A 14,854-nucleotide genomic window follows, 5' to 3' on the forward strand; every position below is an offset into this window, starting at 1 on the left:
TCGCGTCATTTCCGCCTCGCCGCACCGGCCCGTCAGCGTCCGGCGAGCAGTTGGTCGAAGGGCACGAAATCGGTGGTGGCGGGCTTGGCCGGCGCCCGGCCGACCAGCAGGTCGGCCAGCTCGCCCGCGGCCCGGTCGACGCGGCCGGGCAGCCCTTCCGCGCCCCAGTCGGACGACGCGGCGTACACGCCGGTCGGCACGACGATCGCCCGCATGTAGGCGAACAGCGGGCGCAACGCGTGGTCGAGCACCAGGGAGTGGCGCTCGGTGCCACCGGTCGCGCCGATGAGGACCGGCTTGCCCGCCAGCGACCCGGGCTCCAGCACGTCCACGAAGGACTTGAACAGCCCGCTGTAGGACGCGTTGAACGTCGGCGTCACGGCGATCACCGCGTCCGCGCCGACCACCGACTCCACCACCTCGCGCAAGCGCGCGCTGGGGAACCCGGTCACGAGGTTGTCCGCGATGTCCCGCGCGACGTCCCGAAGGTGCGTGGTGCGCACCTCCAGGCCGGGCACGAGCCGCTCGGTGGCCTCGGCCAGCCGGGTCGCCAGCAGTTGGGTGGACGACGGCGACCCGAGCCCGGCCTGCACGACGGCGAGCGTGGTCATCGGACACCTGCCTTCAACAGCGAGGAGTGGGTGGGGGCGTCGGGCACGTCGGCCGGGCGGCCGACGGCGAACTCGCGGCGCAGCGTGGGCACGATCTCGCCGAGGAGGTCGAGCTGCTCCAGCACCGTCTTCAGCGGCAGGCCCGCGTGGTCCATCAGGAACAGCTGGCGCTGGTAGTCGCCGAAGTGCTCGCGGAAGGTCAGCGTCTTGTCGATGACCTCCTGCGGGCTGCCGACGGTCAGCGGCGTCTGCTCGGTGAACTCCTCCAGCGACGGGCCGTGCCCGTACACCGGGGCGTTGTCGAAGTACGGCCGGAACTCGCGCACGGCGTCCTGCGAGTTGCGGCGCATGAACACCTGGCCGCCGAGGCCGACGATCGCCTGGTGCGCGGCGCCGTGCCCGTAGTGCTCGTAGCGCTCGCGGTAGAAGCCGATCAGCCGCTGGAAGTGCTCCTTGGGCCAGAAGATGTGGTTGGCGAAGAAGCCGTCGCCGTAGTACGCGGCCTGCTCGGCGATCTGCGGGCTGCGGATCGAGCCGTGCCAGACGAAGGGCGGCACGTCGTCGAGCGGGCGCGGGGTCGAGGTGAACGACTGGAGCGGGGTGCGGTGCTTGCCCTCCCAGTCCACGACGTCCTCCCGCCACAGCTTGTGCAGCAGGGCGTAGTTCTCGATGGCGAGGTCGATGCCGTCGCGGATGTCCTTGCCGAACCACGGGTACACGGGACCGGTGTTGCCGCGACCCATGATCAGGTCGACCCGACCGTCGGCCAGGTGCTGCAGCATCGCGTAGTCCTCGGCGATCTTCACCGGGTCGTTGGTGGTGATCAGCGTGGTCGCGGTGGACAGGATCAGCCGCTCGGTGCGCGCCGCGATGTAGCCGAGCATCGTCGTCGGCGACGACGGCACGAACGGCGGGTTGTGGTGCTCGCCGGTCGCGAAGACGTCCAGGCCGACCTCTTCGGCCTTGAGCGCGATGGCGACCATGGCCTTGATGCGCTCGGCCTCGGTCGGCGTCCGGCCCGTGGTGGGGTCGGGCGTCACGTCGCCGACGGTGAAGACACCGAACTGCATGGCCACTCCTCAACTAGTTGCGCTTTCAACTAACCGGCACAACGGTACCGGGTCGCCGGCTATTCCGGTGTTGTCTGGTGGCGCGGAGCACGCCAAGGTGTGTGTCACGGGTCACCACTGGGGGAGGCACGGCACGGTGATGCACGGGACGGGTCAGCCCGAGCTGGTGCGGCGCGCCGCGGAGATCGTCCCGGTCCTGCGCGCCCACGCCGCCTGGGGTGACGAGAACCGCAGGCTGCACGAGGGCGCGGTCGAGGCGATGGCGGAAGCGGGGGTGTTGCGGCTGCGCGTGCCCGCCGAGCACGGCGGCCACGAGGCCGACCTGGCCACGGTGGTCGACGTGATCTCCGAGCTCGCGCGCGGCGACGGGTCGGCGGCGTGGACGGCGGCGGTGTGGGCCATCTCCACGTGGGTGGTCGGCCAGTTCCCGACCGAGGTGCGGCGCGAGGTGTTCGCCAAGCCGGACGTGCGGGTCACCGGCATCCTCAGCCCCACCGCGACCGCCCGGCCGGTCGCGGGCGGGGTGCTGGTCAACGGCCGGTGGGCGTTCACCGCGGGCGCGCCGCAGAGCCACTGGACCACCAACGCCGCCCTGCTGCTGCCGGACGAGTCGCCGGTGGCGCTGGCGATCCCGCTGGTCGACCTGGAGGTCGTGGACGACTGGCACACCACCGGACTGCGTGCGACCGGCAGCGTGACCACGGTGGCCAAGGACGTGTTCGTGCCGGCGGAACGGGTGTTGCGGCTCGCGCCCGTGCTGCGCGCCCACCCGGACGCGGCCGAACCGATGTTCCGCGCGCCGTTCATGCCCGCCGCCTGCGCCGCGGTGAGCGCGCCCGCGGTCGGCCTGGCCCGTGCGGCGGTCGAGGTGGCCCGGGGTTCGGCGGCGCCGTCGGCGCTGCGGGAGGCGACCGTGCTGGCCGACGAGGCCGAGGTCCACGCCCGCCGCACCGCCGCCCTGGTCGACCTCAAGGCCGCGGGCGGCGAGGAGTGGACGCCCGAGGACCGCGCCGGGGTGCGCCGCGACCTCGGCGAGGCCTGCCTGCGGGCCCGCGACGCGGTCGACGTGCTCGGCGCGGGCAGCCCGGCGCTGCACCGCATCCGGCGGGACGTGCACGCGGTGAACCTGCACGCCGTCCTGCACCCCAACGCCAACGCCGAGCGCTACGGCCCGGTGTTCCTGGGCAACCGGCCGCGCGGCTGACGCCGACCCGGCGTCACGGTCGCAACGCGGTCCACTCGGCCGACGACGTGCCGACCAGCGCACCGTCCGGCCCGTACACCGAGGTCAGGTTGGTGGCGACCCGGCCGACGCGCCGGACCTGCCGCGCCACGACCACGTGCGGCTCGCCCAGCCGGACGGGACCGACGAGGTCGGCGGTCATCCGGGTGAGCACCATCGGGTCGTCGCGAGGGTCGGTGGTCCAGCCGCCGGGGCAGTCCAGCACGCCCCGAGGTGACCGCGGCGACGAACGGGTTCGGTGGTCGAGTTGACCGCGGCGACGACCAGCTCGCCGAGCATCAGCACGGCCTGCTCGGGCCCGGCCTCCAGCCGCATCGGCCGCTCCAGCGGGGGCGGGAGCAGCAGCGTGACCACGGCGGTGCCCTCGGCGGGCGGCGCGAGGCCCGCCAGCATCCGCACACGTAGCCGCCCTGCCCCGACTGCGGTGGCCCGGTGAAGCGGGCCGGCAACAGCACTTAGCTCTCGGTGATCACGTCCTGACTCTGCCACGGACGGCGGTCACCCGTCAGCGGGACAACCGCACCCCCACAGGTGCCGACGGGCCACGACCAACACCGTGTCGTCCCGCCGCCACCGCACCGCGACCTCGTCGGACCCGGCCGCGCGCAGGGCGCCGAGGTGCCATGAGGCGGGCGGGTGGAAGTCGGCCGGGTCGCCCTCCACCCCGGTCACGCGCGGCGTCGGCCGACGCCGGGTGCGCCGGCGCAGCCCTCCCCACGATCGGCCCTTCGGGCATCCGGTCGGCGTTGGCGACCACGCCACCGGCACGAGCACGTCGTGGATCTCGCGGTAGAGCGCCGGCGGCGTCCGCCGGCACGGCGAACGCCTCGTCCCGGTGCGGCAGGAACGGTTACCGCCGCGCGTCCCGGCCACGGCGCGGGTCCTCGGCGTCGGCGGCGCTCGGCGGTGTGGTCACACCGCCGAGCGCCGCCGACAACGATCGTCAGTCGCGTTCGATCAGGTGACCCACCACGTCCGGACCCGGGTGCGCGTGCCCGGAGCCGTCCCGGCGCTCGTCCGGCACGGGCAGCTCCACCGGCGACCCGTTGCGCGCCGCGCCCGCCGGCCTCGGCCCGACCCAGGCCAGCGCCAACGCCGCCTCCCCCTTGAGGAACCGGTGCGCCCGCACACCACCCGTGGCCCGCCCCTTCGCCGGGTACGCGGCGAACGGCGTCACCTTCACGCTCTGCCCGGTCGACGTGACCACCATCGGCTCACCGTGCTCGTCGTCGTCCGTGCGGACCGCGCCGAAGAACACCACCTTCGCGTCCGACCCCACGTTGATGCCCGCCATGCCACCACCGCGCAGGCCCTGCGGGCGGACCAGCGACGCCGGGTACCGCAACAGCGACGCCTCCGACGTCACGAACACCAGCGTCTCGTCCGGGCCGCGCAACCACGTCGCGCCGACCACCTCGTCACCCTCCTTGAGGGTGATCACCTCGAACTCGTCCGACCGCACCGGCCACTCCGGCGCGCACACCTTCACCGTGCCCGACCGGGTGCCGAGCGCCAGCCCCGGCGACTCGGTGTCGGTCAGCGGCGCGATGCCCACCACGCGCTCACCGGCCTGCAGGTCCACCAGCTCACCGGCCGCCATGCCCCCGCTCAACGACACCGTGCCGCTCTGCTCGGGCAGCACCGGCAACGGCAGCACGTCGGTCTTGAACGCCCGACCCCGGTTCGTCACCAGCAGCACCTGGCCGCGCGCCGTCGTGTGCACGGTCGCCGCCACCGCGTCGTGCTTGGTCCGCCCGTTGCGCCGCCGCGCCTCCGACGACTCCTCCGACTCCGCGGCCGTCCGCGCCACCAACCCGGTCGCGGACAGGATCACCTGGCACGGGTCGTCGGCGACCTCCAGCGGCCCGGCCGGCTTCGACGCCGCCAGCACCTCCTTGAGGTCACCGTCGAGCAGCGTGGTCCGGCGCTCCTGCTGGAGGTCCTTGGCCACCTTCGCCAGCTCCGTCGAGACGACCTTCCGCAGCACCGCCGGGTCGTCCAGGATCTTGCTCAGCTCGGCGATCTCGCCGCGCAGCTTCTCCTGCTCCGCCTCCAGCTCCAGCGAGTCGTAGCGGGTCAACCGGCGCAACGGCGTGTCCAGGATGTAGGTCGCCTGGATCTCGGACAGCTTGAACGACTTCATCAAGCCCTCCTTCGCGGCGGCCGCGTTCTCGCTGCCCCGGATGAGCTTGATCACCTTGTCGATGCTCAGCAGCGCCTTGAGCAGGCCTTCGACCAGGTGCAGCCGGTCCTCGCGCTTGCGCCGCCGGAACCGGGTGCGCCGGGTGACGACCTCGTAGCGGTGCTTGAGGAACACCTCCAGCAGCGCCTTGAGGCCCAACGTGCGCGGCTGGCCGTCCACGAGCACCAGGTTGTTGATGCCGAACGACTGCTCCATAGGCGTGAGCCGGTACAGGTCGGCCAGCAGCGCCTGCGGGTTCACCCCGACCTTGCACTCGATCACCACGCGGGTGCCGTTCTCCCGGTCGGTGAGGTCCTTGACGTCGGAGATGCCGGTCAGCCGCTTGGACTTGGTCACCTCGTCCGTGATCTTCTCGATGATCTTCTCCGGGCCGACGCCGTAAGGCAGCTCGGTGACCGTGATCGCCTGCCTGCCCCGGCTGCCCTCCAGCAACCCGGTCTCGACCTTGGCCCGCATCCGCACCACGCCGCGCCCGGTCTCGTACGCCTTGCGCACCTCGTCCAGCCCGAGCAGCACGCCACCGGTCGGCAGGTCCGGGCCGGGGATGAACTCCATCAGCTTGTCCAGCGTCGCGTCCGGGTGCGTCACCAGGTGCCGCGCGGCCGCCACGACCTCGCCCAGGTTGTGCGGGATCATGTTCGTCGCCATCCCGACCGCGATCCCGGACGTGCCGTTGACCAGCAGGTTCGGGAACGCCGCGGGCAGCACCGACGGCTCCTGCAACGACCCGTCGTAGTTGGGCCGGAAGTCGACGGTCTCCTCGTCCAGCTCCCCCACCAACAACATCGCCGCCGGCGACATGCGTGCCTCGGTGTTGTGGTTGACGAACCCACCGGCCAGGAACGAGTGGTCCTCGGACTCCACTCGAACGGAGTAGACCTCGGCCGGCGCGCACGCCACCACATCGGTCACCTCCTCGAAGCGGTATCCCGAGTCCATGATCGGCAGGATCGTCGCCAGGACCTCGGTGTCCTCGATCCGGTCGATGATCCTCAAGCGCTCGGTCTCCCACCGCTCGACGCGGTCGAAGTCGTGCTGGGTCAGCCACTCGCGGCCACCGCCCCGACGGTCGAAGTCGAGGGCGGCGCGCACGTACTCGGCGACGAACGGCACCCGGTCGGCGCTCAACCGGTGCGTCCGCAGCGGGAACCGCCGGAGCAAGGAGCCGAGCTTGGCCTGCTTGGTCCTGAGGAAGCCGACCCGTTCGGCGAAGGCACGGACATCGCGAAGCCCGGACACGACCAGGCGGTGCTCGACCGGGCCGCTGGGACGCCGGTACTGGCGCTGGACGGCGATCACGCCGAACTCCGCCAGCAATTCCTGCATCTGCGCGGCCAGTGTGGCGCTGTAGGTCGTGTACTGGATCGTGAAGCCGTTGTTCGCCTCACGACAACCGCCGTCACCTTCGAACGCCGCCATCAGGAAAGCGCGCTTGATCCCCCAACCACCGGTCCACACGAACTCGGGCACGAACTTGTCGCGTTCCTGGTGCCCGACGAACTCCGCCAGCGGACTGTTGCGGAACGCCTCCATCCCGCCCGCGTGCTCCTGCACGTCGAGTTCCCGGATCAGCTTGCGATCCCGACGGGTCTGACGCTCGGACACGCAACGCTCGCCCCCGACCACCTGGTCGTAGGCATGGAGCACCTCGTTGAAGAAGTGTTCGTCGGTGTTGTTGAACCCGGCCCGGTCCGCACTGGCGAAACCCGCCGACACCCAGGCTCCGCCGAGCACACCCAGCATGTACTCCTGCGCCGTCGGCACCACCTGCGACCACGCGTTCCGGGCGACCGCGACGACCGCTCCCGGCCGCAACTCGTCGAGCCGCCGCCACTGGAAGATCGGCACACCCATCGGGGCTTCCAGGCACAGGACGAGGTGGTTCTCGCTCCCCCGCACCGAGAAACCGGACCCGGTCGTCATCCGGAGGGTCGGGTGCACACCGGAGTTGAACACCTTGTCGACCCGCACGGCCTTGCCGTCCTTGTCCAACACCTCGAAATCGGCATCGGCTTCGGAATCCGCGGAAAGGTTCACCAAGTCGGCGATGCGCGGGCTGCCACCATCGGCGAGCCGGATCCGGGTATCACCCACGACGCAGTAGCGACTGGCCGCCGGTCCATCGTCCGGACTGCCGAAATTGCCGTGCCCGTCGACCAACGGGGTGTTCAGCGAGAAGTCCTGGGCCAGGCGGACCATCGCGTCGTAGATCGCCGTGTCGCCGTGCGGGTGGTACTTGCCCATGCAGTTGTGCACCACGAACCCGCTGACCACGAACGCGTGCTCGGGGCTCGACACCCGGATGTCGTAGGTGGTGTCCGGCGCGGCCGGTTCGACCGACACCACGTGCGGGAACGGCGCGTCGTCGGCGTGGCGGGCCGCGCGGATCACCTGGACCAGGCCGTCCTGGCGCGGGCCGACGCCGGTCCAGCGCAGCAGGGCCACGGCGAGCGCGGCCGCGTCCCGGCCGGTGACCGTCAGGGTCGTCGCGTCACGCCGGGCGCGGAGGCCCGCGTCGGCCAGCACGGCGTACTCCGCGTCGCCGCCGGGCAGCACGATGCCGTCCCGGACCTGGCCCGCGGCGGCGAACAGGCCGGCCAGGAACGGCGTCCAGGCCGAGCGGTCGCGCAGCACGGCGTCCAGCCGGCCGGTCGCGGCCGCGGCGAGCGCGGGGTGCCGGGCGAAGGTGAGCGCGAGCCGCTCGCCGTCCTTCTCCCGGGACGTGGTCACGTCGTGCGCGATGGCCCAGCCGTGCGCGGTGTCGATCGCGTCGGCGTCGGTGGACTCCAGCCGCACCCGCCCGTCGGCGAGCACCTCGCCGGACGTGGCGAGCAGGCCGAGCACGAACCCGGTCGCGTCGCCGTCGGCGAGCAGGGTGGCGTGCCGCTCGGCGCCGAACCCGGTCGTGCGCACGCCCGCGAGGTCCCGGGCCGCGGTCCAGTCGGCGTCGGCCCACCCGGCACCGGTGTGGAACCGCTGGCCGGGCGTGACGAGCATCGAGTGGCCGTCCGACCAGGTGACGCGCACCAGCTCCGACACCGGGTTCTCGTAGACCTCGTCGACCGCGACCGGCTCGCCCCGGCCGTCCAGCACCAGGTCGCCGACCTCGATCGCCTCGATCGGCCGCAGGCCCCCGGGCGTCGAGACGAGCGCGCCGCGCACGAAGCAGTCACCGACCACGCGCGACGACTTCACGTACGGGCTGGTCGGGCGGTGGCCCTGCTCGTTCATCGAGAACAGGATCCGGCGGTGCACCGGCTTGAGGCCGTCCCGCGCGTCGGGCAGCGCCCGCGAGTGGATCACCGAGTACGCGTACTCCAGGTAGGAGTCCTCGATCTCGGTGGTCAGGGAGTTGTCGAAGACCTGGGCGCCCGCGCGGTCGAAGGCGGACGGGTCGACCCTGGTCGTGGGGGTCTTGCGGCGTGCCATGGTCGGTCGTTCCCTCTGTGTCGGGCGTGTCAGACGTCGATCGCGGACTGGTCGACCCGGGCGGCCGACTCGACGAGCCACGCCCGGCGCGGCTCGACCTTCTCCCCCATCAGCAGCTCCAGCGCGGCCTCGGCGGCTTCGGCGTCGTGCATGGTGATGCGGCGCACCGAGCGGGTGGCGGGGTTCATCGTGGTCTCCCACAACTCGTCCGCGTCCATCTCGCCCAGGCCCTTGAACCGGGGCACCGGCTTGACCACGGTCTTGCCGGCCTTCTCCAGCCTGGCGACCTTCTGCTCCATCTCGCGCTGGGTGAAGGTGAAGTGGGTCTCCGGGTTGCGGCCCTTGGTCATCACCTTGTGCAGCGGCGGCATCGCCGCGTACAGCCGACCGTCCTCGATCACGGGGCGCATGTACTTGGCGAACAGGGTGATCAGCAGCGTGCGGATGTGGGAGCCGTCGACGTCCGCGTCGGCCATCAGGATCACCCGGCCGTAGCGCATGGTGGTGAGGTCGAACGTCCGCCCGGTGCCCGCGCCGAGGACCTGCACGATGCTGGCGATCTCGGCGTTGCGCAGGGTGTCGGCCAGGCTGGCCTTCTGCACGTTGAGGATCTTGCCGCGCAGGGGCAGCAGCGCCTGGTACTCCGACACGCGCGCCATGCGTGCGCTGTTGTGCACGAAGACGCCCGCTTCGAGCGCGAAGTTGTGGTAGCCGTCGACCGTCAGGTCGTAGACGTCCGCCGTCTCGGTGAGCGGTTGGACCGAGGCCACCCCGTGGTTGACGTGGGCAGCGGCCTCCCGGAGCCGAGCGAGGTCGCTGTCGAAAGCCTCCAGCAGCCGGTCGAACTCCAAACCCGTGCGGGCGTTGGCCAAGCGGTCCCTCTCGTACGCCGCGGCGATCTCGGCGTCGGTCAACGTCAGGAACGGCCGCAGTCGCTTGAGCGCGGCCAGTCGCCTGCCTTCGCGCTGCTTGGCGACACGCTCCGGCCCGGGCACCGACTCCACGTAGCGACGTCGCCCCGCCTGCGCCTTGGCCAAGTGGTCGTTGTCGGGGTCGAGCATCCGCAGCTTCATCCGCAGCGAGTGCCGTTCTCCGGATTCCGGGTGCTCCTCGTGCCACGCGACCACCGCGGCCCGTTGGCGTTCCCGCTCGGCGGGGTCGGCGAACTGCTCGACCGTTTTCCGCGAGCGCCACGCCAGCAGGTCATCATCGGCCCACTGCCGCTTCGACCTCTCGCTCCACTCCGCCCGGCGACCCGGCTGGGCGAAGAACGACCGCACTCGCTCGGCCGCGGCTTCCCGGTGTTCGGGGTGTGCCCAGTAGGCCGCCTGCCGCTGACGCATCCGCTCGGCGTACCCGGCCCGCTGGTCCGGGTCGAGCTGCGCGTACCAGTCCTGGAAGCCCTGCTCGATCCGCCGCCGGAACTCCGGGTCGGGGTTCAGCGCCGCCAACCGCGCCAGACACGCCTGGCGGAAGTCCGGGTCCTTCCACTGCGCCGACAGCATCGCCGACTTGAACTCGATGCCGCCCTCGGCGAGCCAAGCCCGGTAGCCCGCGTGGACGTGCTCGCCCATCATCGAGGCGTGCAGGGCGGCGTGGTCGTCCCACGTCATCCGCCGGAGGTTGCGCGGGTCGTTGTTGCGCTTGTCGACATCCACGTGGTGGCGGACGGTGCCGTTGTCGGCGCTGTCCAGGCCGTGTCGGAGGTTGTGGGCATCGGCGAGGTAGTGCGTGTAGACCCACTCCTCGCGGTCGTTCATCCAGACCTGCTCGTAGCCCTCGAGCTGGTCGCCCGAACTCCTGGCCGAGACCGACCGGTACAGCGGCATCAGCGAGTCGCCCGCCTGGAGCTGGTCCGCCCGCCGGTACGAGCCGTCGCGGAGCCGGAACAGGTGGTCCGGAGTGCAGCGGACCGATTCGCCGCTGTCCAGGGTGACGCGCACCAGGGGGGCGTCACGCTTGGTCAGCCGGGGCTCCACGAGCGGTGCGACGACTACGCGGCCGGCGCGGTCGGTCGTGTAGCCGAAGTGCGTGACGCCGCGTTCCCAGTCGGCGGCGAGTTCGGCGAAGCTCATCGCACGCCCCGAGGCCAGGGCCACCAGCGTGTCACCGGTGAAGCATCCGAGGGCGCTGTCGCCTTCCACGAGGAACAGCTCGCTGCGGGCCACGCCGGTGGTGCGGCAGTCGACCAGTTTCGCGGGCATCGCGGCGCCTTCGAGGGCCGTCTTGCGGCGGGCGGCGTCCTTCTGCTGCTTCTGCGTGAGGCGGACGCGGGAGGCGTCGACGACCTTCTGCAGGACGATCTTGGCCTCGCCCTTGGTGCGGCGGTCCTCGGTCCAGGCCTTGAGGTGCTTCTCGACCACGCCGAGCGTCACCTTGGTGATGCCCGCGGTGGACAGTTCGTCCTTGGTCTGGGACGTGAACTGCGGTTCGGGGATGCGGACGTGGACGACGGCGGTCATGCCTTCGAGCACGTCGTCGAGGGTCGGCGGGTCCTCCTTGGGCTTGAGCAGGCCCCGGGTCTTGCCGATGGCGTCCTGGACGGCCTTGAGCGCGGCGCGCTCGAAGCCGCGGCGGTGGGTGCCGCCGTGCACGTTGCGGATCGTGTTGGTGAAGCACTCGACGGTGCGCTCGTAGCCGGTGCCCCAGCGCAGCGCGATCTCGACCTCGGCGTGGCGTTCCACCTTGGACCGCATCACGCCGTTCTCGTCGGCCGCGTTCTCGTGGTAGACGCCGTCGCCGGTGATGAGCAGGGTGCCGGTGACCGGTTTGTCGCTGCTCGGCGCGAGGAAGTCGACCATGTCGACCAGGCCGCCCGGGTAGTGGAACGTCTCCTCGTCGATCGCGTCGTCGGTGGCGACGCGCAGCACGTAGGTGACGCCGGGCACGAGGAAGGCGGTGTTGCGCAGCTTGGTGCGGACGGCCTCGACGTCGAGCGCGGCGCCGTTCTCGAAGTAGCGGGCGTCGTACCAGTAGCGGATGGACGTGCCGGTGCGCTTGGTGCGGCCGGTCACGCGCAGGCCGGACTGGCGGGTGAAGGCGGCCTTGGGGCCGGGTCCGTCGAACACGCCGGGCACGCCGTGCGCGAACGACATCTCGTGCGTCTTGCCCTCGCGGCGCACGACGACGTCGAAGCGGTGGGACAGGGCGTTGACGGCGGACGCGCCGACGCCGTGCAGGCCGCCGGAGGTCTTGTAGCCGGAGCCGCCGAACTTGCCGCCCGCGTGCAGGCGGGTGAGCACCAGCTCGACGCCGGACAGGCCGGACTTGGCGTGCGTGCCGGTGGGGATGCCGCGGCCGTCGTCGTCGACCTGGACGCTGCCGTCGGCGTGCAGCGTCACGACGATCCTGGTCGCGTGGCCGCCCACGCCCTCGTCGGTGGAGTTGTCGACCACCTCGGTGAACAGGTGGTTGATGCCCCTGCTGTCGGTGGACCCGATGTACATGCCGGGGCGCTTGCGTACCGCCTCCAGACCCTCCAGGTGGGTCAGGTCGTCGGCCCCGTACAGGATCTCAGCGGTCACCGGGTCGTTCTCCCCAGGTCGTGGCGTGTGTCGAGCGGCGTTCACGGTAGCCGAGGAACGCGGGCGGGCCGCGTGGGTCCCCGGGACCGGTTACGGTGTCGGTGGTACACCCGTGATCTTGTCATACTCGAACACAGGTTCGAACATGGAACCACGACGGAGCAAGCGCGCCCGAGCGGATTCTCCCCCGCCGGGTACCCGGCGCGGTTCCGGACCACGCCTGGTGCGGGCGTGGCTGGTCGCGTCGGCGCTCGGCGGCGCGCCCTCGACCGTGCACGCGCTGTGGACCGGTGGTGACGTCCTGCGGTCGACGCGGGCGGCGGCGTCCCTGCTCGGCGGCACGGGTGTGATCCGCGGCGCGGTCTCGCACCTCGGCGTGTCGGCGTTCTGGACGGCGGTGCTGGGGGCCGTGGACCGGCGGTGGCGGTTGGACGCGCGGACGGGCGCGGTGGCCGGGGCGGTGATCGCGGCGGTCGACCTGGAGGTGCTCGGACGGCGGTTCCCGGCGGTCCGGGGGCTGCACCGGGCCGCGCAGTGGGCGGACCACGTGGCGTTCGGCGCGCTGGTCGGCGCGGTGCTGCGGTCCACAGTGGACGAGCGCGGGCGGAGTGCGCCTTCCCCCGATCGGGTGCCACCCGCGTAGAGTGCTGCCGTTCCCGCACTGTCGTGCATGGAGGTGATCGGGCGCCTTGAAGTTCCGACGTGCCGCACCGAAGGAGCGTGCCCCGCAGGTGGAGCCGGTGGTCGAGCGAGAGCCCATGGTCCAGACCGCGCCGCCGGCACCCCCGCCGCCGCAGTTCTCGGCCTCGTTCGCGGGGGCGACGCTGGTGGTCGGGCCGCCCGGTGGGGCCGGGCCGGCCGCGGTGGCGCTCGCCCGGGGCCTGCCGGTCGACCGCGGCCGCACGGTCGTGGTGGTCGACCCGCCCCAGGGCGACGAGACGTCGTTCTGGCCGGTCGTGGCCGCCGCGTTGCAGGGCCGGGGTCCGGTGCGGCTGATGACGCCGAACTCGGGCTCGATGCGGCCGACCGCGCCCGCGCAGTGGCTGTCCGAGCAGTTGCAGACCGAAGTCGTCGCGCCGGACGGCGCGGTCACCACCGTGCCGGGCGTGGCGTTCGTCGCGGGCAACGGCGGGTACGGCTGCTGGCTGCGGTTCCTGCCGGGCGCGTCGCCGGTGCCGATGGGTCGGCGGTTCCCCGTGCCGAACTGGGAGGCGGTCGACCCGAACGTGCCGTGGCCGACGGGTGAGGTGGGCGTCTCCGAACCGATCCCGGCGGGGCTGTGGCTGCGGGCGCAACGCGCGCAGTTCGACCCGCAGGCGCCGGACGCGCGAGCGGTGATCGGGCTGCCGTGCCGCGACGACGTGCTGACCGTCGTGGTCGGCGGTCCGGGCCAGCCGCCGATCCCGGCGGACGAGGTGTGCCGCCTGGTGGGCGGGCTGCCGTCGGCGGCCCGGACGCGGGTGCGGCTGGTCTGGTACGGCGGCGAGCACCAGGCTCAGGCGGTGGCGGAGGGGCTCGGCGAGCCGGTCTCGCTGTACACGGGCCTGCCGGTGGGGTCGCAGCGCAACGGCGCGGCCGTGGTGGCGGTGAACCCGCGCGGGCAGCAGACGTGGCGGCCGTACGTGACCGAGGTCCGCTACCCGGCGGCCGGCGCGCCGGTCGTCTCGGGGTACCGGGTGCCGGTGCCGGGGCTGGTGGAGCGCGACCCGGGCGTCTACGACCTGGGCGGTGGCGTGGTGCTGGAGGTCGTGCCGTCCGGGTTGTGGGTGCGCGAGGCGGAGGACAACGGCCCCGAGGTGCGGTCGTTGCCGGTGGACCCGGAGTGGGCCCGGTTGACCGTCGGCACGCCCGGCCGCACGACGGCGGGCGCGGTCGCCGTGGCGGGCGCGTCGCTGGTGGAACGGCTGGAGCCGGAGGTGCGGCGGCTGCTGAAGGTCGTGTTCTGCGACCCGACGCCGATGCCGACGCCGCCGGTGGCCGAGGAGCCGCCGCCGCTGGTGACGGTGGACGAGCCGGTGCCGTTGAGCGTGGACGGCCCGCTGGCGGAGTCCCCCGCGCCGGAGTGGGGTGAGTTGGCGGGCGAGGAGGTCGTGCCGGTCGAGCACCGCAGCACCGAGCAGGAGCGCGACGCGTTGCGCCGGATGCTGGGCGAGCGGTACGGCGAGCACGCGGCGGTGGCGTGCCGGCACATCGTGGAGCGCCCGGACGACCCGGAGGCGTTCGAGGCGGTGGTGACGGACCTGGCGGCGGTGTCGGCGTGCCTGCGGCACGACGAGGAGATCCTCGTCGAGGCGTTGCGCAGCGGGAAGCTGGGCAGGTTGTGGCCGTACGCGGCGGCGGTGGTGTCGGGGTTGCGGCGGCTGCCGGTGCACCAGGGCGTGACGGTGTGCTGGGGCGACGCGCGCCGGTTCCGGACGGGTGACGTGCTGGTGGAGCACGGTCTGCTCAACACGGTGGCGGGGCCGGTGGTGCCGGTCGACGGGCGGGTGGAGTTCCTGCTCTGGTCGGTGACGGGTCGGCGGGTGTCGGTGGTGGACTCGTTCGGCAGCGTGGTCCAGGAGCGCGTGCTGTTCGCGCCGGGGACGGCGTTCAAGGTGCTCGCGGTGGTGGAGGCGGAGGAGTCCGCGCCGATGCAGGTGATGGCGCAGGAGGTCGTGGGCCGCCACCACGAGCTGCCGCCGGGTGTGCTGGGGAGCTTGGAACGGGCCGCCGTGGCACTGCGCCACCACGCCCGCGCCACGGCGTGAGGCCCGGCCGGCGGGCGACCGGGTCGG

Annotated in this window: 9 protein-coding genes and 3 pseudogenes; 3 read left to right on the plus strand and 9 right to left on the minus strand. The window is 72.5% G+C overall.

Going from position 1 to position 14,854, the window contains the following annotated elements:
• Nucleotides 1-32: 32 nt before the first annotated feature.
• Both FHX81_RS02600 and FHX81_RS02605 read right to left on the minus strand, forming a co-directional pair.
• On the minus strand, nt 33-611 hold the full coding sequence (locus FHX81_RS02600; RefSeq protein WP_141975027.1) for an FMN reductase: 579 nt from the start codon (nt 609-611) through the stop codon (nt 33-35).
• On the minus strand, nt 608-1,681 hold the full coding sequence (locus FHX81_RS02605) for an LLM class flavin-dependent oxidoreductase (RefSeq protein ID WP_141975028.1): 1,074 nt from the start codon (nt 1,679-1,681) through the stop codon (nt 608-610). Before FHX81_RS02605 ends, FHX81_RS02600 begins: the two co-directional genes overlap by 4 nt.
• Before the next feature lie 139 nt (nt 1,682-1,820).
• Between FHX81_RS02605 and FHX81_RS02610 the strand changes: the two genes are divergently transcribed.
• Entirely contained in the window at nt 1,821-2,885 is a 1,065-nt protein-coding gene (locus tag FHX81_RS02610) for an acyl-CoA dehydrogenase family protein (protein WP_141983681.1), read from the plus strand.
• A gap of 13 nt (nt 2,886-2,898) precedes the next feature.
• On the opposite strand, the gene FHX81_RS40250 is transcribed toward FHX81_RS02610, so the two are convergent.
• The 7 genes and pseudogenes from FHX81_RS40250 to FHX81_RS02625 all read right to left on the minus strand — a co-directional run bounded on the left by FHX81_RS40250 (nt 2,899) and on the right by FHX81_RS02625 (nt 12,080).
• On the minus strand, nt 2,899-3,066 hold the full coding sequence (locus FHX81_RS40250) for a hypothetical protein (RefSeq protein ID WP_170231902.1): 168 nt from the start codon (nt 3,064-3,066) through the stop codon (nt 2,899-2,901).
• A complete protein-coding gene (locus FHX81_RS02615) occupies nt 3,063-3,317 on the minus strand; it encodes a hypothetical protein (protein WP_141975029.1) in 255 nt (84 codons plus the stop codon). The genes FHX81_RS40250 and FHX81_RS02615 overlap by 4 nt, the downstream gene beginning before the upstream one ends.
• A gap of 105 nt (nt 3,318-3,422) precedes the next feature.
• Complete coding sequence (locus tag FHX81_RS40255; RefSeq protein ID WP_170231903.1) at nt 3,423-3,596, minus strand: hypothetical protein; 174 nt, start codon at nt 3,594-3,596, stop codon at nt 3,423-3,425.
• A gap of 271 nt (nt 3,597-3,867) precedes the next feature.
• A pseudogene (locus tag FHX81_RS42925) lies at nt 3,868-5,943 on the minus strand (DNA gyrase subunit A); the annotation flags it as partial.
• A gap of 390 nt (nt 5,944-6,333) precedes the next feature.
• A pseudogene (locus FHX81_RS42930) lies at nt 6,334-7,221 on the minus strand (LAGLIDADG family homing endonuclease); the annotation flags it as partial.
• A 6-nt stretch (nt 7,222-7,227) separates the two neighbouring features.
• A pseudogene (locus tag FHX81_RS42935) lies at nt 7,228-8,556 on the minus strand (DNA gyrase subunit A); the annotation flags it as partial.
• 29 nt (nt 8,557-8,585) lie between these two features.
• Nucleotides 8,586-12,080: an ATP-binding protein gene (locus tag FHX81_RS02625; protein WP_141975031.1), complete on the minus strand. Its 3,495-nt coding sequence runs from the start codon at nt 12,078-12,080 to the stop codon at nt 8,586-8,588.
• Nucleotides 12,081-12,225: 145 nt separating this feature from the next.
• Between FHX81_RS02625 and FHX81_RS02630 the strand changes: the two genes are divergently transcribed.
• Nucleotides 12,226-12,723: a hypothetical protein gene (locus tag FHX81_RS02630; RefSeq protein WP_246107587.1), complete on the plus strand. Its 498-nt coding sequence runs from the start codon at nt 12,226-12,228 to the stop codon at nt 12,721-12,723.
• 97 nt (nt 12,724-12,820) lie between these two features.
• The gene (locus FHX81_RS02635) at nt 12,821-14,827 is read left to right on the plus strand and encodes a hypothetical protein (protein WP_246107588.1); all 2,007 of its coding nucleotides are present in this window, start codon (nt 12,821-12,823) and stop codon (nt 14,825-14,827) included.
• Nucleotides 14,828-14,854 lie beyond the last annotated feature (27 nt).

The sequence above is a fragment of the Saccharothrix saharensis genome (assembly GCF_006716745.1).
Classification (GTDB): Bacteria; Actinomycetota; Actinomycetes; order Mycobacteriales; family Pseudonocardiaceae; genus Actinosynnema; species Actinosynnema saharense.